Source organism: Rugosimonospora africana, assembly GCF_016862975.1.
GTDB lineage: Bacteria > Actinomycetota > Actinomycetes > Mycobacteriales > Micromonosporaceae > Rugosimonospora > Rugosimonospora africana.
On the sequence record NZ_BONZ01000087.1, the window covers coordinates 40,334 to 64,180 of the forward strand.

Genomic DNA, 23,847 nt, shown 5'->3' on the forward strand with positions numbered 1-23,847 from the left:
TGCCGGGTCAGCTCACGCCGGTGAGGGACTTCACCACGTTGATGGCGAAGTAGATCACGAACACGATCGACACGCCCCACATCAGCGGGTGGATCTGGCGTCCCTTGCCCTGGGCGACCCGGATGGCCACCCAGCTGACGAACCCGGCGCCGATGCCGTCGGTGATCGAGTACGTGAACGGCATGAGCACCATGGTCAGGAACGCCGGGACCGCCACACCGATGTCGGTGAAGTCGATATCGCGGACCTGACGGATCATCAGCGCGCCGACGACGACCAGCGCCGGGCCGGCGGCCTCGCTCGGTACCAGCTGCACCAGCGGCGTCAGCAGCATCGCGGCCAGGAACAGCACCCCGGTGACCACGCTGGTGAGTCCGGTCCGGCCGCCATCGGCGATGCCCGAGGACGACTCCACGTACGTGGTCGCCGAGGACGCGCTCGCCCCGCCGCCGGCCGCCGCGGCGATGCCGTCGACGAACAGCACCCGACCCAGCCGGGGGATGTCGCCCTTCGGGGTGGCCAGCCCGGCCTGCCTGGCCAGGCCGACCGTGGTGCCCATCACGTCGAAGAAGTCCGACAGCACGAGCGTGAACACCAGCAGGATCGCGGTCACGACGCCGACACTCGCGAAGGCGCCGAACGACACGTGACCCACCAGGTGCAGGTCGGGTGCCTGGAACAGCGGATGCGGCAGGGTCGGCACGCTCAGCTGCCAACCGGTCGGGTTCGGCTTGCCGTTCACGACCGACGGGCCGGGGTGGGTGGCCGCGTTGACGATGGCCGCGATCACCGTCGTGCCGATGATGCCCAGCAGCATGCCGCCGCGGATCCGGCGAGCCACCAGGACGCCGGTCAGCAGCAGCCCGATGATGAACACCAGGCTGGTCCAGCCGTGCAGCGTGCCGTCCGAGCCGAGCTGCACCGGAACCGTGGTGTTGGCGGCGTCCGGGATCCGGCGGACGAATCCGCCGTCGACGAACCCGATCAGCGCGATGAACAGGCCGATGCCGGCGGCGATGGCGGCCTTGAGTTCGGCCGGGATGGCCAGGAAGACCGCCTGGCGGAAGCCGGTGACCACCAGTACGGCGATCAGCAGACCCTCGATGACGACCAGGCCCATGGCTTCCGGCCAGCTCATCTTGGAAGCGACACTGAACGCGACGAACGCGTTGAGGCCGAGCCCAGTGGCGACCCCGAACGGCACCTTGCCGATCACGCCCATCAGGATCGTCATGACCGCGGCGACCAGGGCAGTGACCCCGGCGACCGGGGTGATGCCCAGGAAGTGGCCGCCCTTGTCCGGTGCGGTACCGATGATCAGTGGGTTGAGGACCACGATGTAGGCCATCGTGGCGAATGTCGTCAGGCCGGCGATGATCTCGCGGCGGACGGACGAGCCCCGCTGGGTGATCTCGAAGAATCGGTCGAACGCGTTGCGGGGCGAGGGTGCGTCGGGAGTCTCGACGGGTTGGGGTGGCGGAATATCGGTCGTCACGCTCATGGCGCGGCTGGCTCCTGTCCGGGTTGGCCCGCGGCGGATGGTCGCGAGCTGCAATGAGGGGGCGGCCGCTCCGATTCGGTTGGCCCGGAGAACGTCGGAGCGGTATTCAGTTGGGGGAGTGGGTGAAATGCCGCGGAGCCACCCGATCGGGGACGGCTCCGCGGACAACTTTACCGGTAACCGCAGGCCACGGCGACATTCTGGTTCATGGTCGGTTCACGGGCGGTTCACAGACCGGCGCGGTGCTTCCGGCCCGTGCTCGCGTCCGCCGCGGACCGGCTCCGGCTGTTCGCCGGCTTCTGCTCGCCCCGCCACAGACCGGCTCCGGCTGTTCGCCGGCCAGGCGACCGGGGCCTGCGGGCAGCGGGCCGAGAGTCGATCATGCGGGTACCATCGGGGTGATGGAGGCACGTTCACGACGGATCGGGATCATGGGCGGCACGTTCGATCCGATCCACCACGGTCACCTGGTCGCGGCGAGCGAGGTGGCCGTCCGGTTCGATCTCGACGAGGTCGTGTTCGTACCGACCGGCCAGCCCTGGCAGAAGGCCGACGACAAGGTCAGCCCGGCCGAGGACCGGTACCTGATGACGGTGATCGCCACCGCCTCCAACCCGCGGTTCACGGTCAGCCGGGTCGACATCGACCGGGGCGGCCCGACATACACCATCGACACCCTGCGCGACCTGCGCGAGCTGTACGGTTCGGCCGCCGACCTGTTCTTCATCACCGGCGCCGACGCGCTCGACAAGATCTTGTCGTGGAAGGAGGTGGACGAGATGTTCGCGCTGGCGCACTTCGTGGGCGTGACCCGGCCCGGGTTCGACCTGTCAGATGATCACCTGCCGGATCACGAGATCAGCCTGATCCAGGTGCCGGCGATGGCCATTTCGTCGACCGACTGCCGGGAGCGGGTCGCGGCCGGGCAACCGGTCTGGTACCTGGTACCCGACGGTGTGGTGCAATACATCGCAAAGCGCCACTTGTACCTGTAGTACCTCTCATCGCCGTTCGCACCACTCGGTCGTGGCTGGACGACGGCTACCTCGCCGGTTGTGAGACGCTGGTAGCTGGCGACTGGTCTGGGTCGCGGCGCGGCATCAGACGCGTCGAGCCAGACTGGTCGGAACAGGCAGACCGAGGGGAGTCAGGTGCCCGCGACCGAGCGCGCCATCGAACTTGCGCTGGCCGCCGCCCAGGCGGCCGCCGACAAGAAGGCCAACGACATCGTCATCATCGACGTAGCCGACCAACTGGTGATCACGGACGCGTTCCTGGTCGCCTCCGCGCCCAACGAACGCCAGGTGCAGGCCATCGTGGACGCGATCGAAGAGGCACTGCTCCAGCTACCGGAAAAGGCAAAGCCCATGCGCCGCGAAGGCGAGCGCGCCGGCCGCTGGGTGCTGCTGGACTACGTCGATCTCGTGGTACACGTCCAGCACAGCGAGGAGCGCGAGTTCTACGCGCTCGATCGGCTGTGGAAGGACTGCCCGACGATTCCGTTCGTCGATCGCGATCTGGTACCCGCTGATCTTGATGGGTCGCTCGACGCGTCGTGAGCGCCACCCGGTTGATCGTCTGGCGACACGGCCAGACCACCTGGAACGTCGCGAACCGCATCCAGGGGCAGCTGGACATCGACCTCGACCCGACCGGCCTCGCCCAGGCCGGGGCGGTCGCCGCCCGGCTCGCCGAACTGCGGCCGGACGCGATCGTCAGCAGTGACCTGCGCCGGGCCTCCGACACCGCCGCCGCCCTGGCCGCGCTGACCGGACTCGAGGTCAGCTACGACCCGCGGCTGCGGGAGCGGTCCTTCGGCGACTGGCAGGGGTTGACCAATGCCGAGGCCGCCGAGAAGCACCCGGTCGAGTACGCCCGGTGGCGGGCCGGCCAGACGATCGACGGCTGTGGCGTCGAGGAAGCCGATGACCTGGGCAAACGGGCATCGGGTGCGTTCCGGGAGGCGGCTGAGCTGGCGCCGGGCGGCACCGTGGTGGCGGTCAGCCATGGCGGCACGGCCAAGTACGGCACGGTGGCGCTGCTCGGCTGGCCGAGCACGGTCCTGCCGGGCATCGGTGCGCTGAGCAACTGCCACTGGGTGGACCTGCGCGCGTACCCGTCGGTGGGCTGGCAGTTGCGCGCCTACAACGCCGCCTAACGGGAGCTGACGGGTCGGTGTGAGGCAGCCGGCTCGCACCCCTGCCGAAGTTGCCTCGGAAGATTTGAGCGCCCGGAACCGGCCGGGACGGGGTAGCGTCCGATGGACATGGGTACGCGTCGACTTTCCGTCATGTGCGCCGCCGGTCTGGTCGCAGCCGGTGTCCTTGCCGGCTGTTCGGCTGGCACTCCTCAGATTGTCCCGAGCGGAGGAGGCACCGTGTCCGCTTCTCCCCAGCCCAGCCAGCAGCCTTCGGACCAGCCGATGCCGCTGCCGTCCCCGGTGGAGACGCCGACCGCCTCGCCGATACCAACGGGGGTGATCCTGCCCCCGAGCAAGCCGGCACCGTCCGGCGAGCAGACCCTGACCGGGCAGGTCGAGGCCGGGGTAGAGCGGGGCTGCCTGATCCTGAACGACGCCACCGGCGTCTACCAGCTGCTGGGTGGGGATCCGACGGTCGTCTATGCGGGCGCCCAGGTGTCGGTCACCGGCCACGTGGTCACCGGCGTGATGAGTTACTGCATGCAGGGCCGCCCGTTCCAGATCACCGAGGCGCACCGAATCTGAGGCGGACCCGACCGTAGCGCTGGCGTGCGGGCGGAGATCGGATACCGTGCCGGTCATGTCCATTGCCGTGGTGACCGACTCCACCGCCTACCTGCCGGCGGAGCTGATCGCGGCCGGCGGGCTGACCGTCGTGCCGCTGGGCGTGGCAATCGACGGCGTCGAGGGGCGCGAGGGTCTGGACGTGTCGCCGGACGACGTGGCACGGGCGCTCGGAGCCCGGCGGCTAGCGGTCACCACGTCCCGTCCCTCGCCGGCAGAGCTGTCCACGGTCTACGGCAAGCTGCTGGCCGCCGGCGCCACCGGGATCGTCTCGGTGCACCTGTCGGCGAAGCTGTCCGGCACCTACGACGCCGCCGTACTTGCCGCCGCTGACCATCCCGGTCTCGTCGAGGTGGTGGACTCCCTCAGTACCGGGATGGGGCTGGGCTTCCCCGCGCTGCACGCGCGTGGTGAGGACCTGGCCGCGGCGCGGGCCGCGGCGCTGGCCGCGGTCGCCCGGACCACCACTCTGTTCTATGTGGACACACTGGAGTACCTGCGGCGCGGCGGTCGCATCGGTGCCGCCTCGGCCCTGTTGGGCACGGCGCTGTCCGTCAAGCCGATCCTGCACATGGCCGATGGCGAAATCGTGGTACGGGACAAGGTGCGTACCGCGACCCGGGCGATGGGCCGGCTGGTCGACCTCGCGGTGGAGGCGGCCGGAGAGTCCGATGTGGACATCGCGGTGCATCACCTGGCGGCGCCTGGCCGGGCGACGGAGTTGACCGCGGCGTTGACGGATCGGTTGGGCGTGCGCATGAAGGCGTGTTACCAAACCGAAATCGGCGCGGCGGTCGGTGCGCATGCCGGCCCCGGCCTGGTATCGGTCGTCGTACATAACAGATCGACTGCCTGATCGGTACGGCGTCCACAACCACCCTCGCCGTCCACAGTTCCTGATCTGAGCGCGGCGGCGGCCGTCGCGGCCGGCCTAGCGTTCCGTCCGTGCGTAGGCGGGACAGCAAACGGGACGACGACGAGACCCGGCGGCGCTTCGACGCGGTGTGGCCGTCGGCGGCACCCCGGGATCCGGGCGGGGTCGACGCGTGGCGCCGGTTCGACACGCAGCCGACGGCGGCATCGGGTGGGCACCGGATCCGCCCGGCGGTGCCGCCGGGTCGCGCGCAGGAGGGTGGGGCCGGCGACGATTCCGGGTCGACTTCCGGTCCAAGGCGGACCGATCCGGGATCGGAGCGGCCCCTCTCCTCGCCTGCCCGGTCCGGCTCGCAGTCGGAGCGGCCAGAGTCTTTGAAGCGGTCTGAGCCTCCCGACCGGTCGGAGTCTGAGGTGACGTGGCCGGGGTCTTCGGTGGGTTCGGGGGGTGAGCCGATGCGATCCGGTGCTGGTTCGAGTCGGCCGGAGTCGGAGTCGGAGCCGGAACGGTTGGAGTCTGAGGTGGTCTGGCCGGGGTCTTCGGTGGGTTCGGGGGGTGAGCCGATGCGGTCCGGTCCTGGTTGGAGCCGGCCCGAGTCCGAGCCGGAGTGGCCTGGGTCCGATTCGATCGGGTCCGGCGGTTCGGAGCCCGGGGCCGGGTTCGGGCGGGAGTGGCCGGCGGCCGGATCCGAGCCGTCCGCGTCCGCCGACCGGTGGCCCTCGTGGGCCGCTGGCGACGATGACGCGGGCGGTGGCGGCGCAGGCGGCCTGGCGGCATCGGGACGCCGCGCACTCGGTGCGTTCGATCCCGGGCGGCGCGGGGTGCGGGCGCTGATCGCGGTCACGATTCTGGTCGTCGCGATCGCCGCCTTCCTCGCCTGGCGGGCACAGCCGCACAGCGAGCCGGTGGGGCCGGCGTCGACCTACTCCGCGCCGCTGGCCGCCACACCCTCCGCCCCGCCCAGCACGATCGTGGTGGCGGTGCAGGGCAAGGTGACCCATCCCGGCCTCGTGCGGCTGCCGAGTGGCTCCCGGGTCGCCGACGCGATCGCCGCCGCCGGTGGGGCGTTGCCCGGCGTGGACCTGTCTTACGTCAACTCCGCGCGCAAGCTCACCGACGGTGAATTGATCGTCATTGGGGAGACCCCGCCGCCGGGCGTTGCCGCGGCCGGCGATCCGACCGGTGGCGGCAAGGTCGACCTGAACTCCGCGTCGCTGACCGAGCTGGAGACACTTCCCGGGATCGGCCCGGCCCTGGCTCAGCGCATCATCGACTACCGCACCCAACACAACGGCTTCCGGAGTGTGGACGAACTGCGGCAGGTCTCCGGCATCGGCGACGCGAAGTTCGCTTCGGTCAAGGACCTGGTGACGGTGTGAGCGGCGCTCCGGTGCGGAAGCACTCGTCGCCGCTGCCGGACCTGCGGCTGGTCGGCGTCGCTGCCGGCACGTGGCTTTCCGCGCTTGGCTGCCTGTATCTGGCCGCCCTGCCGGCGGCTCTGCTCGCCGCCGCGGCCGCGCTGCTGGCCGCGGGTCTCGGGAGCGTCCGGCGACTCGGGTCCCCACGCTGGTTGGTCGCCGCCGTGCTGCTCGGTGTGGTGTGCGGCGCCGCCGCGACCGCCGCGAGGTTGGCGGTGCGGGACGCTGCGCCACTCGCCGGTCTGGCCCGGCAGCGCGCCACTGTCCAGGTAGGACTGACCATTGTGGACGACCCGCGACCGGTCGGCGGAATCGCGAACGGGCCGCAGACCTATCTGGTGCCGGCATCGGTCACGACTATCGAGACTCGCGACGGACGGCACCTCCGGTTGGATGCCGGGATGCTGGTGTTCGCCGACGATCCGGCATGGCGGGCGCTGCTGCCCGGCACATCGGTCCGCGCCTCCGGCCGGCTGTCCCCGCCCGACGGCGGGGATCTGACCGCCGCCGTACTGTCGGTGTCCACGGCACCGGACCGGATCGGCACGGCGCCGTGGGCGCAGCGCGCCGCCGGAGCGTTGCGCACCGGCCTGCGCCGGGCATGCGCTCCGCTGCCTCCCGGACCCGGCGGACTACTGCCGGGTCTGGTCGACGGCGACACCGGACGATTGGACCCGGCTGTCGCCGACGACTTCCGCGCGACCGGCATGACGCATCTGGTCGCTGTGTCCGGAGCCAACGTGGCGATCCTGTTGGGCGCGGTGCTGCTGCTGGCCCGCTGGTGCCGGGCAGGTCCGTGGCTTGCCGCCGCGTTGTGCACGGTCGCGCTGGTCGGCTTCGTGATCCTGGCGCGACCGTCGCCCAGTGTGCTGAGAGCGGCGGCGATGGGCGGCCTCGGCCTGCTCGCGCTGGTGTCTGGCCGTCCCCGGGCCGCCGTCCCCGGGCTCGCGGCCACCGTGATGGTGCTCGTCGTGGCGTCCCCGGCACTGGCGGCGGATCCCGGCTTCGCGTTGTCCGTGTTCGCGACCGGAGGGTTGCTGCTCCTCGCTCCACGCTGGCGGGACGCGCTACGCCGGCACCGGGTGCCGGCCGGCCTGGCCGAGGCGCTGGCCATCCCGGCCGCCGCCGAGGTCGCCTGCGCGCCGGTGATCGCCGCGATCTCGGGGACGGTCAGTCTCGTCGCCGTACCGGCGAACCTGCTCGCCGAGCCGGCCGTGGCACCGGCCACCGTGCTGGGTGTGGTGGCGGCCTCGGTGTCCACCGTGTGGCCGGCCGCCGCCGAGTTCCTCGCCTGGTTGGCCTCATGGCCGGCACGGTGGCTGGTGTCCGTCGCCCGGTTCGGCGCGGCCACGCCGTCCGCGGTGGTCGGTTGGCCGGGCGGCGCGTCCGGTGGGCTGCTGCTCGCACTCATCCTGCTGGTCGGGCTGCTGGCCGCGCGCCGGCCCGCGGTACGGGTGGTCGTCGGGGCGTGCGCGGTCGCCGCCGCGCTGGGCGCGGTTCCGGTGGCGGTGGTGGCCGGGGGCTGGCCGCCGGTGGGGGCGTTGATGGTGGCGTGCGACGTGGGCCAGGGCGATTCGGTCGTGTTGCCACTCGGCGGGGCGAGGGCGGTCGTGGTCGACGCCGGGCCGGAGCCCACGGCCACCGACCGGTGCCTGCGCGAGCTGGGCGTCCGAGAGGTGTCCCTGTTCATCGTCAGCCATTTCCACGCGGACCACGTGGGTGGGGTGGACGGCGTGTTCCGGGGTCGGCGGGTGGACGAGGTAGCCATCGGATGGTTCCCGGAGCCGGCGGCCGGGCGTCAGGAGGTGCTGGGGGAGGCGGCTCGGCGGGGCACCCCGGTGGTGGTGCCGGAGCTGGGCTGGCAATGGGTAGAAGGCCCGTTGGCGTTGACGGTACTGGGACCGGTCGGACGGGTCACCGGCACCGACTCGGATCCGAACAACAACTCGCTGATCGTGATGGCTCACGTGCACGGGATCCGGATGCTCCTGCCGGGCGACGCCGAGGTGCAGGAGCAGGCGGCGGTACTGGCTGCGGACGGTCCGGGCGCCCTGCGCGCCCAGGTGCTCAAGGTGGCCCATCACGGTTCGGCGTACCAGGACCCGGCCCTGCTGGAAGCGGTGCACCCGGCGGTCGCGCTGGTATCCGTCGGGGTGGGCAACCCGTACGGGCACCCGAACCTGCCGATGCTCGGGCGCCTGCAGCGTGAGGGAGCCCGGGTACTGCGTACCGACCTGGACGGTGACGTGGCGGCGGTGCTGGACCGGGGAAGGCTCGCGACCGTCCGGCACGGGGTGGCCCCAGGGCGCCGGCCGCCCTGACGCGATCGCCGGGCGGGTGCCGGGAACTGGTCGCTACACGGGGCCGGCAGTGAGGCCGGCGCCGGCCGTCAAAGGGCGGGTGTGAGTCGCGACACCGGCCGGGAGTCGCGGGGACGGGGTGCGACATGGGGCCTCGCCGCACCGTTGCGGTCCCGGCGTCAGGAAAGTAGTGGGGCGTCGTGCCCCGGGTGACTGGCGTCGGGCCAGCGTACCGGGGGTGTGAGTGGGGTATCGGGCTGGTCGTCCCCCTCCAGAAGCGGCGGTCGACGTGGGACGATATCTGGGTGACAACGGCGCCTCCCGTGCTCTGCCTCGTCAGCGGTGACGAAGAGTTGCTCGTCGCACGTGCGGTGGCCGACGTGACCGCGCTGGCCCGGGCCAGCGACCCCGACACCGACGTGCGCGAGCTGGAAGCCAACTCGCTGCTGCCCAGCGAGCTGGACGAAGTGCTCAGCCCGTCGCTGTTCGGCGGCCGGCGGGTCCTGGTGGTCCGCAACGGCCAGGACGCGAAGAAAGATCTCGTAGCCGCCCTGCTGCGCTACGCCCAGGAACCCGACCCCGAGGTGAGCCTGGTCGTCACGCACGCCGGCGGCGCCAAGGGCAAGGCGTTCGCCGAGGGGTTGCAGGCGGCGGGGGCCAAGGTCCTGCGCGCGGCGAAGCTGACCCGGCCGAAGGATCGGGCCGAGTTCGTCCGGGACGAGATTCGCCGCCTCGGCGGCAAGTCCACGGAGGACGCCGCCGAGGCACTGCTCTCCGCAGTCGGCAACGACCTGCGTGAACTGGCCGCCGCGTGCTCGCAGCTGATGGCGGACACCGACGGACGGGTCACCGCCGAGACGGTCAACCGCTACTACCGTGGCCGGGCGGAGGTCAGCGGGTTCACGGTGGCCGACGCCGCCATGGTGGGCGACGTCCCGGCGGCGCTGGAGGCGCTGCGCTGGGCGCTACAGGTGGGCGTGGACCCGGTGCCGATCGCGGACGCGCTGGCCGACGGCGTGCGTACCGTGGCCCGGGTCGCGGCGGCAGGCCGGGGCAACCCGTACCAGCTGGCCTCGGCTCTCGGCATGCCGGCCTGGAAGATCGAGCGCGCCCAGCGCCAGGGGCGCGGGTGGACGCCCGAGGGCCTGGTCGACGCCATGCGTGCCGCGGCCGACTGCAACGCGGCGGTCAAGGGCGGCTCGGACGACCGGGGATACGCGCTGGAGGCGGCGATTTTCGCGATGAGCGCCGCCCGTAAGGCGGAGGGCACCCGGTGACGACCGCGGGCGACTGCGGAGACGGCGCGGGCTCAAGTCCGGTCCTGCCGGTCATTCCTGCGACCACTCCGGCTCGGCGCGTGCGGCGCCGCGCAACGGCCCGGCCCGGTCGCCGGCTCGCGGCGAGCCGGGAGCGTGCGCGGTGAGCAGCGTCGCCAGTCCCAAAAGACCGCTCTACGCACGGGCGTTGCGGTTGCACTACATGCATCCGGGCGGGCTGCTGTGCTTCTTCTTCTTCGAGGGCATGATCCTGCTCGCCGTCCTTCTTGCCCTCGCCGAGCTGGTGACCTGGTGGGTCGTGATCATCCTGCCGGTCTCGGTGGCGACCATGGTTAAGATCAACGACGTGGTCGCCGGGCTGTCGTTCACCCAGCGCGGCAAGGCGGTGCTGCCGAGGCGGATTCCGGCGGTGGCGCGGGGCAGCGCCGCGGTCGGGCCGACCGGTTCCGCTCCGCCGCAGACAAACCGGCTGACGACGGGCCGGGCGGTCGGGCGGGCCGTGGGTACGGCACCCGCGCCGGGCAGTTCCGCCCCGGGCAGTTCCGCCCCGGGCAGGGCCCCCTCGCCAGATGCCGGGACATCCGGGCATCCGGACCCCAACCCGGCCTCTCCGGGCACGAGTCAGCCGACCAACGGGGCACGACCGGGTGATCCCGCCGGCCCGCGAACGACCAACGGGGCACGACCGGGTGATCCCGCCGGCGCGGGGACGCCCGACGGGCACGGTCCCGCCGACGCCGAGACGAACGCGGATTCGGCCTCCGATCCGGGCGCCGGCCCGCTGCCGCGCCGCACCGCCTGGCCCAACCAGCGGCGCTTCGAGCGGCCAGTGTGAGGCGGCGAAACCGGACTTGGGCACGCGAAAACGCCGTCCGGGCTTACCGGACGGCGTTAGGCGAGAGGCAGGGTCTCAGGCCGCCAGCGCCGAGTAGCGCTTGGCGATGGCCGACTTGCGGTTGGCCGCCTGGTTCTTGTGGATGACGCCCTTGCTCGCGGCCTTGTCCAGCCGGCGGGACGCGTCACGCAGCAGGGTCTCGGCCGTGGCGGCGTCGCCGGCCTCAACCGCCTCGTTGTACTTGCGGATGGCCGTCTTCAGCGACGACTTGACCGCCTTGTTCCGCAGCCGGGCCTTCTCGTTCTGCCGGTTGCGCTTGATCTGGGACTTGATGTTCGCCACGCGACAGCCTCGTCCTGGTAGCTCGGTTGGGTTGCTGGTGTGCGGGCGACGGTGAGTCGCCACACGCGAGGAGCCAGATTACCAGGTGGGCAGGGTCTGAGCCAAAACGGGTACGGACGCGCAACGGGCCGGCCGGGGATCACCCGGCCGGCCCGCCCGCAGGGCTTGCCTCAGCAGGCGCCGTTGCAGGCCATGACCTTCAACCGGTCCAGGGTGCCGTTCCAGACGTCGGAGTCGCCGGCCAGGGTGGCGGCGCTGCTCCACTGCCAGAAGGAGTAGACCGAGTAGCCGGGCGGCAGGGTGCCGACCGTGCTGGAGTACCGGGCGATCCACAGCGGGTCGTTGGCCGCCCAGGCGTTGTAGTTGCCGATGCAGGTGTTCCACCAGTCCGTGGTGGTGTAGAGCGCCGGCCAGCGGGTGGTCTTCGCGTGGTACTCGTTGGAGAACGAGGTGATCCAGCTGCGCATGGATGCCTGAGACAGGCCGTAGCACTCGGCGCCGTACGGGTTGTACTCGATGTCCAGCGCGCCGGGCAGCGTCTTGCCGTCCTTGGACCAGCCGCCGCCGTGGGCGACGAAGTAGTCCGCCTGCGCCGCGCCAGTGGTGGTGTCCGGCCGGGCGAAGTGGTAGGCGCCGCGGATCATGCCCACGTTGTACGAGCCGTTGTACTGCTGGGCGAAGTACGCGTTGGTGTAGTACGTGCCTTCGGTCGCCTTGATGTAGGCGAACCGCGAGCCCGCGTTCCACTGTGCCGTCCAGTTGACGTTGCCCTGGTAGGAGGAAACGTCCTGGCCCTGAAGGCCGGCGGGGGCCGCGACGGCTCCGGTGCTGAACAGGACACTCACGGTGGCGGTGGCCACGACAGTGAGCGCGGCCAGCAGGCCGAGCCGCTTGCGGGGTGATGCCATCTGCACTCCTTGGGGATACGGGGGTGAAGACCTTCGATGTTTATTCCACAGACGGCGGTCGATCTCCAGGTACGTAGACGATCTTTGTGATTTATGTTTCGCGAATTGTGCATGTCCGGACAATGGCCTGACCAGCACCACCCGGACGGGAATGTGGCGATGCGGACGGTTACGAATCGGATACGTATCGTGTGTCGCCAAGGGTCGCGGAGCTGCGGTGACGCCGGTCGCGGGGGTCGGCGGCCGGTGCCGGCACCGCGCTCACCCGGCGTGGGACGATAGGAAGGGACCACTGCGCGCCGCGCTGGGCGAACCAGAGTCCGACCGAACACCGCCGACGTAGAACGGACGACTGTGCCACCGACGCCAAATGCCGGCGCCACCGCCCCGGAGCGCATCCGCAACTTCTGCATCATCGCCCACATTGACCACGGGAAGTCCACCCTGGCCGACCGGATGCTGCAACTGACCGAGGTGGTGGACGCCCGGCAGATGCGCGCGCAGTACCTCGACCGGATGGACATCGAGCGCGAGCGCGGCATCACGATCAAGAGCCAAGCGGTCCGCATGCCCTGGCGGGTGCGGGAGGGTGGCCGGGTCGGCGAGGACAGCGTCCTCAACATGATCGACACGCCCGGTCACGTCGACTTCACCTATGAGGTCAGCCGCAGCCTGGCCGCCTGCGAAGGCGCCGTGCTGCTGGTCGACGCGGCCCAGGGGATCGAGGCCCAGACCCTGGCCAACCTGTACCTGGCGCTGGAGAACGACCTCACGATCATCCCGGTACTCAACAAGATCGACCTGCCCGCCGCGCAGCCGGACAAGTACGCCGAGGAGCTAGCGCACCTGATCGGCTGCCAGCCCGAGGACTGCCTACGGGTATCCGGCAAGACCGGGGAAGGGGTCTCACACCTGCTCGACGAGATCGTGCGACAGATCCCGGCGCCGGTCGGCGATGCTCAGGCACCGGCCCGCGCGATGATCTTCGACTCGGTCTACGACGTGTACCGAGGCGTGGTCACCTACGTCCGGGTGATCGACGGCCGCATCGAGGCGCGCGACCGGATCAAGATGATGTCCACCGGCGCCGTGCACGAACTGCTGGAGATCGGTGTGATCTCACCCGAGCCGATCAAGGGACAGGGGCTCGGCGTCGGCGAGGTCGGGTACCTGATGACCGGCGTGAAGGACGTGCGCCAGTCCCGGGTCGGCGACACGGTCACCATCAATACCCGCCCGGCCACCGAAGCGCTCGGCGGGTACAAGGATCCGAAGCCGATGGTCTATTCGGGCCTGTACCCGATCGACGGCTCCGACTATCCCGACCTGCGTGACGCGCTCGACAAGCTCAAGCTCAACGACGCCGCGCTGTCCTACGAGCCGGAGACCAGTGCCGCGCTCGGCTTCGGGTTCCGCTGTGGCTTCCTCGGCCTGCTGCACCTGGAAATCATCCGGGAGCGGCTGGAGCGCGAGTTCGACCTCGACCTGATCTCCACTTCGCCCAACGTGGTGTACCGGGTCAACCTGGAGGACGGCGGCGAGGTGACCGTCACCAACCCGAGCGAGTACCCGTCGGGCAAGGTGGCCCAGGTGTTCGAGCCGATCGTGCGCGCCACCGTGCTGACGCCGAACGACTATGTGGGCGCGGTGATGGAGCTGTGCCAGGGTCGGCGCGGCACCCTGCAGGGCATGGACTACCTGTCCGCCGACCGGGTCGAGCTGCGCTACACGCTGCCGCTCGCCGAGATCATCTTCGACTTCTTCGACCAGCTCAAGTCGCGGACCAAGGGGTACGCGTCGCTGGACTACGAGCCCAGCGGGGAGCAGCAGGCCGACCTGGTCAAGGTGGACATCCTGTTGCACGGTGAGCCGGTCGACGCGTTCTCCGCGATCGTGCACAAGGACAAGGCGTACAACTACGGGGTCGCGATCGCCGCCAAGCTGCGCTCGCTGATCCCGCGCCAGCAGTTCGAGGTGCCCATCCAGGCCGCGATCGGCAACCGGGTCATCGCCCGGGAGACCATCCGTGCCATCCGCAAGGACGTGCTCGCCAAGTGCTACGGCGGTGACATCACCCGTAAGCGCAAGCTGCTGGAGAAGCAGAAGGAAGGCAAGAAGCGGATGAAGATGGTCGGCCGGGTGGAGGTGCCGCAGGAGGCATTCATCGCCGCGCTGTCCACTTCGGACGGTGGTGCCGATCAGCGCGGTACCGGCAAGAAATGACGCACCACTGCCACCGCTGCGGCACCGCGCTGCCCGCCGCGCCACCGGTCGACTGTCCGGCGTGCGGGTACCAGATGTTCCTCAACGCGCGCCCGACGGCGACCGTCATCATCCTCGACGGCGATCGGTTTCTGTCGCTGGTGCGGGCGCGGGAGCCCAACGCCGGCCGGTGGGACCTGCCGGGCGGCTTCTGCGACGGGTGGGAGCTACCGGCGGACGCCGCGGTACGGGAGGCCCGCGAGGAGCTGAACGTCACCGTGCGGCTGGACCGGTTCGTCGGCATGTACGTGGGCGGCTACCGGTTCCAGGACGAGACGTTGCCGGTGCTGGACATGTTCTGGCTGGCGACCATTGTGGACGGACAGCTGCGCCCGGATCCGAGTGAGGCGACCGGCCACGACTGGCTTCCGCTGGCCGATCCGCCGCCGATGGCGTTTTCCACGATGGACAGTGCGCTGCGCGACGCGGCCGCGCTGCTGGCCGGCAAGTACTGAGGTTTCGGCATTTCCGGCGACGGGTACTTCTCGCATCGTTCCACCTGAAGGACGCGAGCAGGAGGAGGGCTCCCGTGACTGTCGCAGGCATCATTTCAGCGATCCTGGTTGGTCTGATCATCGGCGCGCTGGGGCGCCTGGTGGTTCCGGGCCGGCAGAACATTCCGATCTGGCTCACCATTGTGGTCGGTATCGTGGCGGCCTTCATCGGTACCGCGATCGCCCGGGGCGCCGGCGTCGCCGACACCAACGGGTTCGACTGGATCGAATTCTTCATCCAGGTCGGCTTGGCCGCGCTCGGCGTACTGGCGGTAACCAGGCTGGGTGGCGGACACCGCCGGCTGGGCCACCGGTAACACCGGCCCGGTCCCGACCGCGTCGGCGAACTAAGAGCGAGGCCCGCTCCGGACATCCGGAGCGGGCCTCGTCACGTGCCAGGCCTGGCTAGCGCAGCCAGGGGACGTTGCGGTCGAGCAGACCGCGCGTCTTGAGCTCCTTGCGCAGCGGGATCTCGTCGTCGATGTACCCGTCCCAGTTGATGCCCCAGTAGTTCGCGGTGTGCGTGCCCTCACCGAGCAGCTGGCGCTGTACCGGGGTGCGGTTGCGGTACCACTCGCTGTCCTTGTCGACGTGCAGCTCGTCCAGCGGCCGGATCCACCGGTAGGTGTAGCCGACGAACAGCATCTTGCGGGTGATGTTCGACAGGTTCGTCGAGCGCGAGTGCCACTGGCGGCGGTCGAAGATGAACGCGTCGCCCGGGTTGGCGGTGATCTCCACGGTGCCCTCGGGGTCCGGGTTGTGGACACTCAGGTCCGCCGGGCGGGGCAGCGAGTTCCACAGGTGGCTGCCGGGGATGACCTTCGTCGCGCCGCGGCCCGTCTCCGACAGGTCGGAGAGCACGTACGCCACCTTGAGCGAGAACATCGGCCGGGGGACGTTGGGGTCCATGGTCTCCGGGTCGGAGTTCTGTCGGTACCCGTCCTGGTGCCAACCCCAGTACGGCTTCTCCGGCTCCGCCGCCGGCGGCGTCACGTCCAGGTGGTTGTGGTGGGTGTAGATGTTCCACCCGGCCAGGCCCCACATGTACGGGAACGCGATCGGCTGGGTCAGCAGCTCGCCGAACAGCTCGTCGCGGTCCAGGAAGCCGAGCAGGTGCAGGGTGCCGTCCTTCTTGGTGCGGCCGGCCGCCATCTCCTCCGCGTGGACGCGGTCGACCGCCTCTTCCAGCGCGGCCCGGTGGTCCTCGGTCAGGACGTTGCGGAGCAGCATGAAGCCCTGCTCCAGGAATTCCTTGCGGTCGACCTCGCTGATCGGCTCGTAACCGGTCCGGCCGTCGTAGTCGAACGCAGCGGGCTTGGCTGCCTCCATGGTGTTACTGCCCTCCCTCGACGATTCTGCCTCCCCCGCGGAACACAGCCGGGAGGCGGCGAAGACTCCCGATGGTAACGCGCTGCTATAGCAGCGGCGTGTCCGCATCCGGTCCCCGCCATCGATGAGCGAGGGGATTTCCGTTGGGACACAAGGGATCTAGCCGTCGAGAATGATTACTCAAAGGCGTCGTGTATTAACTCTGCGAGTACACCGCGGCGATGATCTGATCGCCCGCGGCAACCGTACGGTCGCCCGAGGCTCGGCTCCAGGTGCCCGCCTTCGCGGTCCACTCCTGGTCGCCGTACCGCACGCTCTTGATGTTCTGGTCGACGCTGTGCGCGACGAGCCAGTGCGCGATCTGCCAGCCGTTGCGCGTCTCGTTCACTGTCAGCTTCAGGCCGGGCAGACTGTTATCTGTCACGGTGTCCATTTCGCCCCAGTCTGCCGTGAGGCTCTGCGCCAGGGAGCCCGCCGCGGCCGGGCCGCGCGCCGCGGGCGGGGCGGTGATCGTGCAGGCCACCGCGCCGGACACGTCGCCGGACAGGGCGTTCGCGAGGATCTGGGCTTCCGCTTCCCACTGCGCGTACGCCGAGCCGTCGGCAGAGCGCTGGACCGCCTGGGCGGCCTCCGCGATCGACCTGCCCTGCCAGTTCCTGACCCTCATCAGCGCGGTGTAGAAGGCGCCGGCCGCGTACCGGGGGTTGGAGATCTCCTGCGGGGTGCCCCAGTCCTGGCTGGGGCGCTGCTGGAACAGGCCGATGGAGTCCCGGTCGCCACCGGCGAGGTTCTCCAGCTTCGACTCCTGCAGGGCGGCGGAAAGCGCGATCACCACCGCCCGGGTGGGCAGCCCGCGCCGGATGCCGACAGCGGCGATCGTGGCGGCATTGGCCATCTGGTCCGGCTCCAGCGTCGCCTTGCCGTCGGCGCTGACGATGCACTGCTGGGTGACCAGATGCAGGGGGAGCCCGTTACTGAGGCTCCGGACGGCGATGTAGACGCCGGCTCCGGCGATCACGGCAAGCGCCGCGAAGACCGCCAGAACCACCCGGATACGCACGGTAACCCTCCACAGTGGTCGGCCGCACGACTGGTCTGGCTCGGGGCGTCTGACGCCGCGTGACGACCAGACCAGTCGGCAGTCAGCGTAGTGTCCGCATAAACGCTACGCCGGGTGGCGTGCTCAGATCGGTATGATCGATGATCACCGGTCAGGGGCGGGTAATCCAGGCCGCATCCCGCTTTTCCCGAAACGCCGCGATGCCCTCAAGGGCCTCGGCGGAGCCGAAGTACGAGACCGACATCTCGGTCAGTTCCTCCAGATCGTCACGTAGGGTAGCGGCGGCGGGGCGAGTGAGCAGGTTCTTCGTGCCGGCCAGGGCGCCCGGTGCGCCACGCCGCAAGGCGTCCACGTAGCCCTCGGTGGCCTCGTCCAGTTCGGCGGCCGGGACGGCGGCGGTGATCAACCCGATCCGCTCCGCGCGGGGACCGTCGAAGGTCGCCCCGGTCAGGTACAGCTCGGCGGCGGCTCGGGAGGTCAGCCGGGGCAGTACGACCGCCGATATCACCGCCGGTATGACCCCGATGCGCACCTCGGAGAAGGCGAACGTGGCCTCGGCGGCGGCCACGGCGATGTCGGCGGCGGCGATCAGGCCGAGCCCGCCCGCGCGGGCCGGGCCGGCGACCCGGGCGAGTACCGGCTTCGGACACTCGGCGATCGCGGCGAGCAGTTCGCCCAACCGGGCGGCCGGCACCCCCGAGGCGTCCGTGGAGGTCGGGCCGGCCAGGCGCGCCGCGAGAGCGGCCGCGGTCTCCTTGAGGTCGGCGCCGGAGCAGAAGACCGGCCCGGTGTGGGTCAGGACGACGACCCGCACCGCCGGGTCGGCGACCGCCGCCGCCAGCGCGTCGATCAGCCCGTCGATCATGGCGCCGGACAGGGCGTTGCGGTTGCTCGGGCTGTCCATCGTGACGCGGGCCACCCCGTGGTCGATCTCGACCCGGACCGGCGAGGTTTCGGTACCCATGACGGCACACTAGTAGGTATGCCTGGAGCGCTGCCCGATGGAGAGCCGGTGCCCGCCGACGGCGAGCTGCCGGCCGAGGCTGTCGCCGACGTCGGGGCCCGCGGTTTCGGCGTGTACGTGCACGTGCCGTTCTGCGCGTCCCGATGCGGGTACTGCGACTTCAACACCTACACCGCCGGCGAGGGGGTCGACCCGGCCGGGTACGCCGACACCGTACTGACCGAGCTGGCGCTGGCCGGCCGGGTGCTCGGCGGTTCGGTACCGCGGGTGGACACGGTGTTCTTCGGCGGCGGTACCCCGACCCTGCTGCCACCCGGCGAACTCGGCCGGATCCTCGAGGGAATCGACCGCACCTGGGGTCTCGCGGCGGATGCCGAGGTGACCACCGAGGCCAATCCCGAGTCGGTGACGCCGGCCTCCCTGGCACAGCTGCGCCGCGCCGGGTTCACCAGGATCTCGCTGGGCATGCAGTCCACCGCCGCGCACGTGCTGCGGGTGCTCGACCGCCGGCACTCGCCCGGCCGGGCGGCGGCGGCCGCCGCGGAGGCGCGCGATGCCGGATTCGAGCACGTCAACCTCGACCTCATCTACGGCACGCCAGGGGAGACCTCGGCCGACTTCTCCGGTTCGCTGACGGCCGCGCTGGATGCCGGTGTAGACCACGTCAGCGCGTACGCCCTGATCGTCGAGGACGGGACGCGGCTGGCGGCCCGGATGCGGCGGGGTGAGCTGCCGTACCCGGACGACGACGTGGCGGCCGACCGGTACCTCGCCGCGGACTACGCGCTCTCGGGTGCGGGGTTGGACTGGTACGAGGTGTCGAACTGGGCGGCCAGCGAGGCGGGCCGGTGCCGGCACAACCTCGTCTACTGGACCGGCGGGGACTGGTGGGGGCTGGGTCCGGGCGCGCACAGCCACGTCGGTGGGGTGCGTTGGTGGAACGTGAAGCACCCGGGCACCTACGCTGGCCGGTTGGCCGAGGGGCGCTCGCCGGGGCACGGGCGGGAGCTGCTGACCGCGCAGGAGCGGCAGGTCGAGGACGTGATGTTGCGCCTGCGGCTGGTCGACGGGCTGCCTTTGTCCACATTGGATGATGCGGGCCGGGAGGCGGCGGGCCGGGCGCTCGCCGACGGTCTGCTGGATCCGGAGCGATTCGACCGGGGACGCGCGGTGCTGACGCTGCGTGGCCGGCTGCTCGCCGACGCGGTCATCCGCGATCTGTTGCCCTGATGGCGTGACTGCCTGATGGCGTGACTGCCTGATGGCGTTACTGCCTGATGGCGTTACTGCCTCATGGCGTTATTGCCTGATGGCGTGACTGCCTGATGGCGTTACTGCCTCATGGCGTGACTGCCTGATGGCGTGACTGCCTGATGGCGTGACTGCCTGATGGCGTGACTGCCTGATGGCGTGACTGCCGTGGGCGGCGTCCGCCGGTGAGTTTGCCCGTGCACGACTCACCGGCCGGCGCGCGACGCTCGTGCTACTTCACCAGTGGGAACGATAGCGGGTAGCGGTACAGCTGGCCTTCGTTGGCGCGGACGCCGCCGATGATGCCGAAGATGACCCCGATCAGCCAGGCGGCGGGCAGGATGACCCAGCCGATCAGGAAGCACACGGTGATGGCGCCGACCGCGGCGACGATCGTCCAGGTCAGCTGGAAGTTCAGCGCCGCCACCGCGTGTGCGCGCACGGTCGGCGACTGGTTGCCCTTGGTGGTCAGCGCGATCAGCGGGGCGACCCAGCCGAAGAACGCGGTGATGAACACGAGGGCCGCGCCGCCGAAGTGGGCGATCAGCGCCCAGGTCTTGTCGTCGGCGCTGGCGTAGCCCAGTGGCGGGGGTCCGGGTGGCGGCAGGTAGCCCGGCGGCGGATATCCGCCCGCGCCGTAGCCTCCGCCGGGCGGGTACCCGCCCGGGGCGTAGCCGCCTGGCGTGGGGCCGCCCGACGTTGGACCGCCCTGTGGTGTGTAGCCGCCCTGTGTGTAGCCGCCCTGTGTGTAGCCGTCCTGTGTGGGGCCGCCCGACGTTGGACCGCCCGACGCTGGGCTGCCGGGCGGGACGTCGTCGCGAGGATAGCCGGGCGGCGGCTGTGGCGGGATGAACCCCGTCGGCGGGTCAGCTTCCCGGGCGGGGCCGCCACCCGTGGCACCGGGATCCACGACGGGATTGGGGTCCCCGGTTGAGCTGGGAGGTTCGGTCATGTGCGCCACGGTAAGAGCACCGATCAAGCGGGCGCCAGACGGCTCAGATGACTTGTTTTAGACACTTGCGACGCACCGCAAGACACCCGGACAGCCGGCCGTGGGGGCGGTTGGCGGTGGGCGCGGTTGGCGGTGGGCGTGGTCGGTGGTGGGCGTGGTCGGTGGTGGGCGTGGTCGGTGGTGGGCGCGGCCGGCGGTGGGCGCAGCCGGCGGTGGGCGCAGCCGGCGGTGGGCGCAGCCGGCGGTGGGCGCAGCCGGCGGTGGGCGCAGCCCGGGCCTTGCGGCCCGATGGCTGCGTCAGCGGACGAACGGATAGCTGACCGGGTACTTGAACAACTCGCCATCGTTGGCCCGGATGCCGCCGACGATCCCGAACACCGCGCCCGCCACGACCACCGCGATCTGCGCGAGGTAGAGCAGGCTGCTGACCGCCGAGGTGGGCAGCAGGCCACCGGACACGCCGAGGCAGATCCGGGCCAGCACGAGGATGAGGGCGGCTCCGCTGACCGGTACGAAGAAGTTCACTGTCGCGGCGGCGTGCGCCCGCACGCTCGGAGACTGGTTGCCCCGGCCGAGCAGCGCGATCAACGGCGCCACGAAGCCGAGCACGCCACCGCTGATCACGGTGCCGGCGGCCCCGCCGAAGTGGGCGACCAGGGCCCAGGTCCGGTCCTCGCGGGACGGGAAGCCGGGCGGCGGCGGACCGGGTGGCCGCTGGCCGGCACCGGGCGGGTACCCGGGCGGCGGGCCGTACCCCGGCGGACCGCCGTAGTTCGACTGGCCGCCGTAGTTCGACTGGCCGTAGCCGGACTGGCCGCCGTACCCCGGCTGGCCACCGTACCCAGGCTGGCCGTGCCCGGGCTGGCCGTGCGGTGCGCCGTGGCCCGGCTGGGGCGGCGCGCCGGGGCCGGGCGGCGGCGACCCGCCGGGGGGCGTTTCGTCCCGTGGTGGGGTGGGTGGTTGGGTCATGTGCGTCACGGTAGGGGTAGGGCAGGGTCGGCGCCAGAAGGGGTACGGGCCGGAATCGGACGACGCGCCGATCCCCTGCGGAGGCCGACCGGACGTAGACTGGCACTCACAAACGCCGAGTGCCAGCAACGGCCGACGGGCCAGGGAGGGGTGGCGATGAGTCTGGATGACCGGAAGCTCGATGTGCTGCGGGCCATCGTCCAGGACTATGTCTCTACCCAAGAGCCGGTTGGCAGCAAGGCCCTCGTCGAGCGTCACCATCTGCGTGTGTCGCCGGCCACTATCCGTAACGACATGGCGGTTCTGGAGGACGAGGGGTATATCCGGCAGCCGCACACCAGTGCGGGGCGGGTGCCCACCGACCGGGGATACCGGCTGTTCGTGGACAAGTTGTCCCGGATCAAGCCGCTGAGCCCCGCGGAGCGCCGGGCGATCGAGCGGTTCCTGATCGGCGCGGTCGACCTCGACGACGTGGTGCACCGCACCGTCCGGTTGCTGGCGCAGCTCACCCGTCAGGTCGCCGTCGTGCAGTTCCCGAGCCTGTCCCGCTCGTCGGTGCGGCACCTGGAACTGGTGCCGGTCTCGACCACCCGGATCATGCTCGTGATGATCGCCGACACCGGCCGGGTCGAGCAGCGGCTGGTCGAGCTGCCCGCGCCGACCCCCGAGACCGACGTGCTGCGGCTGCGCACCGCGGCCAACGAGAAGCTCGGCGGCCAGCGGTTGGTCGACACGCCTCCGCTGGTCCAGGACCTCGTCGACGAGTCCGAGCCCGGTCTGCGACCGGCCATGGGGGCGCTTGCCAGCGTGTTGCTGGAGACGCTGGTGGAGCGCACCGAGGAGCGGATCGCGCTGGCCGGGACGGCAAACCTGACACGTGGTGGCATCCTGGATTTCCAGGGATCGCTCCGGCCGATCCTTGAGGCCCTTGAGGAGGAGGTCGTGCTGCTCAAGCTGATCGGGTCGGCCGAGCCGGACACGGCCACGACCAGGGTTCTCATCGGCGACGAGAACGAGATCGAGCATTTGAGGGCCACGTCGGTGATCAGCACCGGCTACGGACCTGGCAGCACGGTGGTCGGCGGGATGGGGGTGCTCGGGCCGACCCGGATGGACTACCCGGGCACCATTGCTACGGTCAGTGCCGTGGCGCGCTACGTCGGTGAAATCCTGGCGCAGAACTGAGTGAGGGCATGACAACGGTGGCCAAGGACTACTACGGGATCCTCGGTGTGGCGAAGGATGCCACGGCTGACGAGATCAAGCGGGCGTACCGCAAGCTGGCGAGGCAGTACCACCCGGACGTCAATCCGGACCCGGAGGCGCACGAGCGGTTCAAGGAGATCAACGCCGCGTACGAGGTGCTGTCCGACGACCGGAAGCGGCAGATCGTCGACGTCGGTGGCGACCCGCTGGCTCCCGGCGGTGGAGGGGCGGGCCCCGGCGGTGGCCCGGGCGGTCCGTTTGTCGGCTTCCAGGACATCATGGACGCCTTCTTCGGCGGTGGCACCGGCTCCCGCGGTCCGCGTCCGCGCACCCGCCCGGGTTCGGATGCGATCCTGCCGCTGCCACTCGACCTGCACGAGACCGCGTTCGGGGTGGAGGCGCCGATCACCGTGGACACCGCGGTGACCTGCCAGACCTGCCAGGGCGCGGGCACCGCCGCCGGTACGCACGTGGCCACCTGCGACGTGTGCGGTGGGCGCGGCGAGGTGCAGTCGGTGCAGCGCACGTTCCTCGGCCAGGTCGTCTCCTCGCGCCCGTGTGGCGCCTGCGGGGGATACGGCACGGTGATCCCGAACCCGTGTCCGACCTGCGCGGGCGACGGCCGGGTCCGCAGCCGCCGGACGCTGACCGTGAAGATCCCGGCCGGCGTCGAGGACCAGATGCGCATCCGGTTGGCCGGTCAGGGTGAGGTGGGCCCCGGCGGTGGCCCGCCCGGAGACCTGTATGTCGAGATCCACGAGCGGCCGCACGACGTGTTCTCCCGCAAGGGCGACGACCTGCACTGCCGGGTCACCGTCCCGATGACGGCCGCCGCGCTGGGCACCCGGCTGACCATCAAGACGCTCGACGGCGAGGAGAACCTCGACCTGCGCCCGGGCACCCAGCCGGCGTCCACGGTGCGCATCCGCGGCAAGGGCGTGCCGCACCTGCGCGGCACCGGCCGGGGCGACCTGTTCGTGCACCTCGACGTGCGTACGCCGACGAAGCTCACCCCGGAGCAGGAGCGCATGCTGCGCGACTTCGCGAAGACCCGGGGCGAGGAGGTCGCCGAGCTGAGCAAGCAGGGCGGCTTCTTCTCCCGGTGGCGCGACGCGTTCAACGGCCACGCGTGATCGGCGCC

General features: G+C 70.8%; 23 protein-coding genes. 15 read left to right on the forward strand and 8 right to left on the reverse strand.

Features of this window, described 5'->3' with window-relative positions; all coding sequences use genetic code 11:
• Positions 1 to 7: 7 nt before the first annotated feature.
• On the reverse strand, positions 8 to 1,501 hold the full coding sequence (locus Raf01_RS40390; RefSeq protein ID WP_203923411.1) for an NCS2 family permease: 1,494 nt from the start codon (positions 1,499 to 1,501) through the stop codon (positions 8 to 10).
• Positions 1,502 to 1,902: 401 nt separating this feature from the next.
• On the opposite strand from Raf01_RS40390, the gene nadD reads away from it, so the two are divergent.
• The 9 genes from nadD to Raf01_RS51045 all read left to right on the forward strand — a co-directional run bounded on the left by nadD (position 1,903) and on the right by Raf01_RS51045 (position 10,969).
• A complete protein-coding gene (gene nadD, locus Raf01_RS40395; protein ID WP_203923412.1) occupies positions 1,903 to 2,496 on the forward strand; it encodes a nicotinate-nucleotide adenylyltransferase in 594 nt (197 codons plus the stop codon).
• A 156-nt stretch (positions 2,497 to 2,652) separates the two neighbouring features.
• Positions 2,653 to 3,060 carry a ribosome silencing factor gene (gene rsfS / locus Raf01_RS40400; RefSeq protein ID WP_203923413.1) on the forward strand — a complete coding sequence of 136 codons (408 nt, stop codon included), beginning with the start codon at positions 2,653 to 2,655 and terminating at the stop codon, positions 3,058 to 3,060.
• Positions 3,057 to 3,659 (forward strand): histidine phosphatase family protein, encoded by a 603-nt coding sequence (locus Raf01_RS40405; protein ID WP_203923414.1) that lies wholly within the window; start codon positions 3,057 to 3,059, stop codon positions 3,657 to 3,659. Before rsfS ends, Raf01_RS40405 begins: the two co-directional genes overlap by 4 nt.
• 219 nt (positions 3,660 to 3,878) lie before the next feature.
• Positions 3,879 to 4,226 (forward strand): hypothetical protein, encoded by a 348-nt coding sequence (locus Raf01_RS40410; protein ID WP_203923415.1) that lies wholly within the window; start codon positions 3,879 to 3,881, stop codon positions 4,224 to 4,226.
• A 55-nt stretch (positions 4,227 to 4,281) separates the two neighbouring features.
• Entirely contained in the window at positions 4,282 to 5,121 is an 840-nt protein-coding gene (locus Raf01_RS40415) for a DegV family protein (protein ID WP_203923416.1), read from the forward strand.
• 581 nt (positions 5,122 to 5,702) lie between these two features.
• A complete protein-coding gene (locus tag Raf01_RS40420; protein ID WP_203923417.1) occupies positions 5,703 to 6,518 on the forward strand; it encodes a ComEA family DNA-binding protein in 816 nt (271 codons plus the stop codon).
• Positions 6,515 to 8,878 carry a ComEC/Rec2 family competence protein gene (locus Raf01_RS40425; RefSeq protein WP_203923418.1) on the forward strand — a complete coding sequence of 788 codons (2,364 nt, stop codon included), beginning with the start codon at positions 6,515 to 6,517 and terminating at the stop codon, positions 8,876 to 8,878. Before Raf01_RS40420 ends, Raf01_RS40425 begins: the two co-directional genes overlap by 4 nt.
• A gap of 284 nt (positions 8,879 to 9,162) precedes the next feature.
• Positions 9,163 to 10,134, forward strand: coding sequence for a DNA polymerase III subunit delta (gene holA / locus Raf01_RS40430; RefSeq protein WP_203923419.1), 972 nt, complete (start codon positions 9,163 to 9,165; stop codon positions 10,132 to 10,134).
• A gap of 142 nt (positions 10,135 to 10,276) precedes the next feature.
• Positions 10,277 to 10,969, forward strand: a complete 693-nt coding sequence (locus Raf01_RS51045) for a hypothetical protein (RefSeq protein WP_203923420.1) — start codon at positions 10,277 to 10,279, stop codon at positions 10,967 to 10,969.
• Positions 10,970 to 11,044: 75 nt separating this feature from the next.
• Here the strand turns inward: Raf01_RS51045 and rpsT are convergent, their stop codons facing one another.
• Positions 11,045 to 11,311, reverse strand: a complete 267-nt coding sequence (gene rpsT / locus Raf01_RS40440) for a 30S ribosomal protein S20 (RefSeq protein WP_203923421.1) — start codon at positions 11,309 to 11,311, stop codon at positions 11,045 to 11,047.
• 170 nt (positions 11,312 to 11,481) lie between these two features.
• Entirely contained in the window at positions 11,482 to 12,219 is a 738-nt protein-coding gene (locus Raf01_RS40445) for a lysozyme (RefSeq protein WP_203923422.1), read from the reverse strand.
• Positions 12,220 to 12,573: 354 nt separating this feature from the next.
• On the opposite strand from Raf01_RS40445, the gene lepA reads away from it, so the two are divergent.
• The 3 genes from lepA to Raf01_RS40460 all read left to right on the forward strand — a co-directional run bounded on the left by lepA (position 12,574) and on the right by Raf01_RS40460 (position 15,292).
• The gene (gene lepA, locus Raf01_RS40450) at positions 12,574 to 14,442 is read left to right on the forward strand and encodes a translation elongation factor 4 (protein WP_203923423.1); all 1,869 of its coding nucleotides are present in this window, start codon (positions 12,574 to 12,576) and stop codon (positions 14,440 to 14,442) included.
• Positions 14,439 to 14,936, forward strand: a complete 498-nt coding sequence (locus Raf01_RS40455; protein ID WP_203923424.1) for an NUDIX hydrolase — start codon at positions 14,439 to 14,441, stop codon at positions 14,934 to 14,936. The genes lepA and Raf01_RS40455 overlap by 4 nt, the downstream gene beginning before the upstream one ends.
• Positions 14,937 to 15,010: 74 nt before the next feature.
• Complete coding sequence (locus Raf01_RS40460; RefSeq protein WP_203923425.1) at positions 15,011 to 15,292, forward strand: GlsB/YeaQ/YmgE family stress response membrane protein; 282 nt, start codon at positions 15,011 to 15,013, stop codon at positions 15,290 to 15,292.
• An 88-nt stretch (positions 15,293 to 15,380) separates the two neighbouring features.
• Here the strand turns inward: Raf01_RS40460 and Raf01_RS40465 are convergent, their stop codons facing one another.
• From Raf01_RS40465 to Raf01_RS40475, 3 genes are all read right to left on the reverse strand, one after another.
• Positions 15,381 to 16,304 carry a phytanoyl-CoA dioxygenase family protein gene (locus tag Raf01_RS40465; RefSeq protein WP_203923426.1) on the reverse strand — a complete coding sequence of 308 codons (924 nt, stop codon included), beginning with the start codon at positions 16,302 to 16,304 and terminating at the stop codon, positions 15,381 to 15,383.
• A 196-nt stretch (positions 16,305 to 16,500) separates the two neighbouring features.
• Entirely contained in the window at positions 16,501 to 17,364 is an 864-nt protein-coding gene (locus Raf01_RS40470) for a hypothetical protein (RefSeq protein WP_203923427.1), read from the reverse strand.
• A 151-nt stretch (positions 17,365 to 17,515) separates the two neighbouring features.
• Positions 17,516 to 18,328 carry an enoyl-CoA hydratase-related protein gene (locus Raf01_RS40475; RefSeq protein WP_203923428.1) on the reverse strand — a complete coding sequence of 271 codons (813 nt, stop codon included), beginning with the start codon at positions 18,326 to 18,328 and terminating at the stop codon, positions 17,516 to 17,518.
• Positions 18,329 to 18,346: 18 nt separating this feature from the next.
• Here Raf01_RS40475 and hemW point away from each other — a divergent pair, with 18 nt between their 5' ends.
• Complete coding sequence (gene hemW, locus Raf01_RS40480; RefSeq protein WP_203923429.1) at positions 18,347 to 19,558, forward strand: radical SAM family heme chaperone HemW; 1,212 nt, start codon at positions 18,347 to 18,349, stop codon at positions 19,556 to 19,558.
• Positions 19,559 to 19,811: 253 nt separating this feature from the next.
• On the opposite strand, the gene Raf01_RS40485 is transcribed toward hemW, so the two are convergent.
• Entirely contained in the window at positions 19,812 to 20,531 is a 720-nt protein-coding gene (locus Raf01_RS40485; protein WP_203923430.1) for a DUF4870 domain-containing protein, read from the reverse strand.
• Between the two features lie 297 nt (positions 20,532 to 20,828).
• The gene (locus Raf01_RS40490) at positions 20,829 to 21,500 is read right to left on the reverse strand and encodes a DUF4870 domain-containing protein (RefSeq protein ID WP_239134341.1); all 672 of its coding nucleotides are present in this window, start codon (positions 21,498 to 21,500) and stop codon (positions 20,829 to 20,831) included.
• A 156-nt stretch (positions 21,501 to 21,656) separates the two neighbouring features.
• On the opposite strand from Raf01_RS40490, the gene hrcA reads away from it, so the two are divergent.
• Positions 21,657 to 22,685, forward strand: coding sequence for a heat-inducible transcriptional repressor HrcA (gene hrcA / locus Raf01_RS40495; protein WP_203923432.1), 1,029 nt, complete (start codon positions 21,657 to 21,659; stop codon positions 22,683 to 22,685).
• A 17-nt stretch (positions 22,686 to 22,702) separates the two neighbouring features.
• Positions 22,703 to 23,839, forward strand: coding sequence for a molecular chaperone DnaJ (dnaJ, locus tag Raf01_RS40500; RefSeq protein WP_203923465.1), 1,137 nt, complete (start codon positions 22,703 to 22,705; stop codon positions 23,837 to 23,839).
• Positions 23,840 to 23,847: the final 8 nt, after the last annotated feature.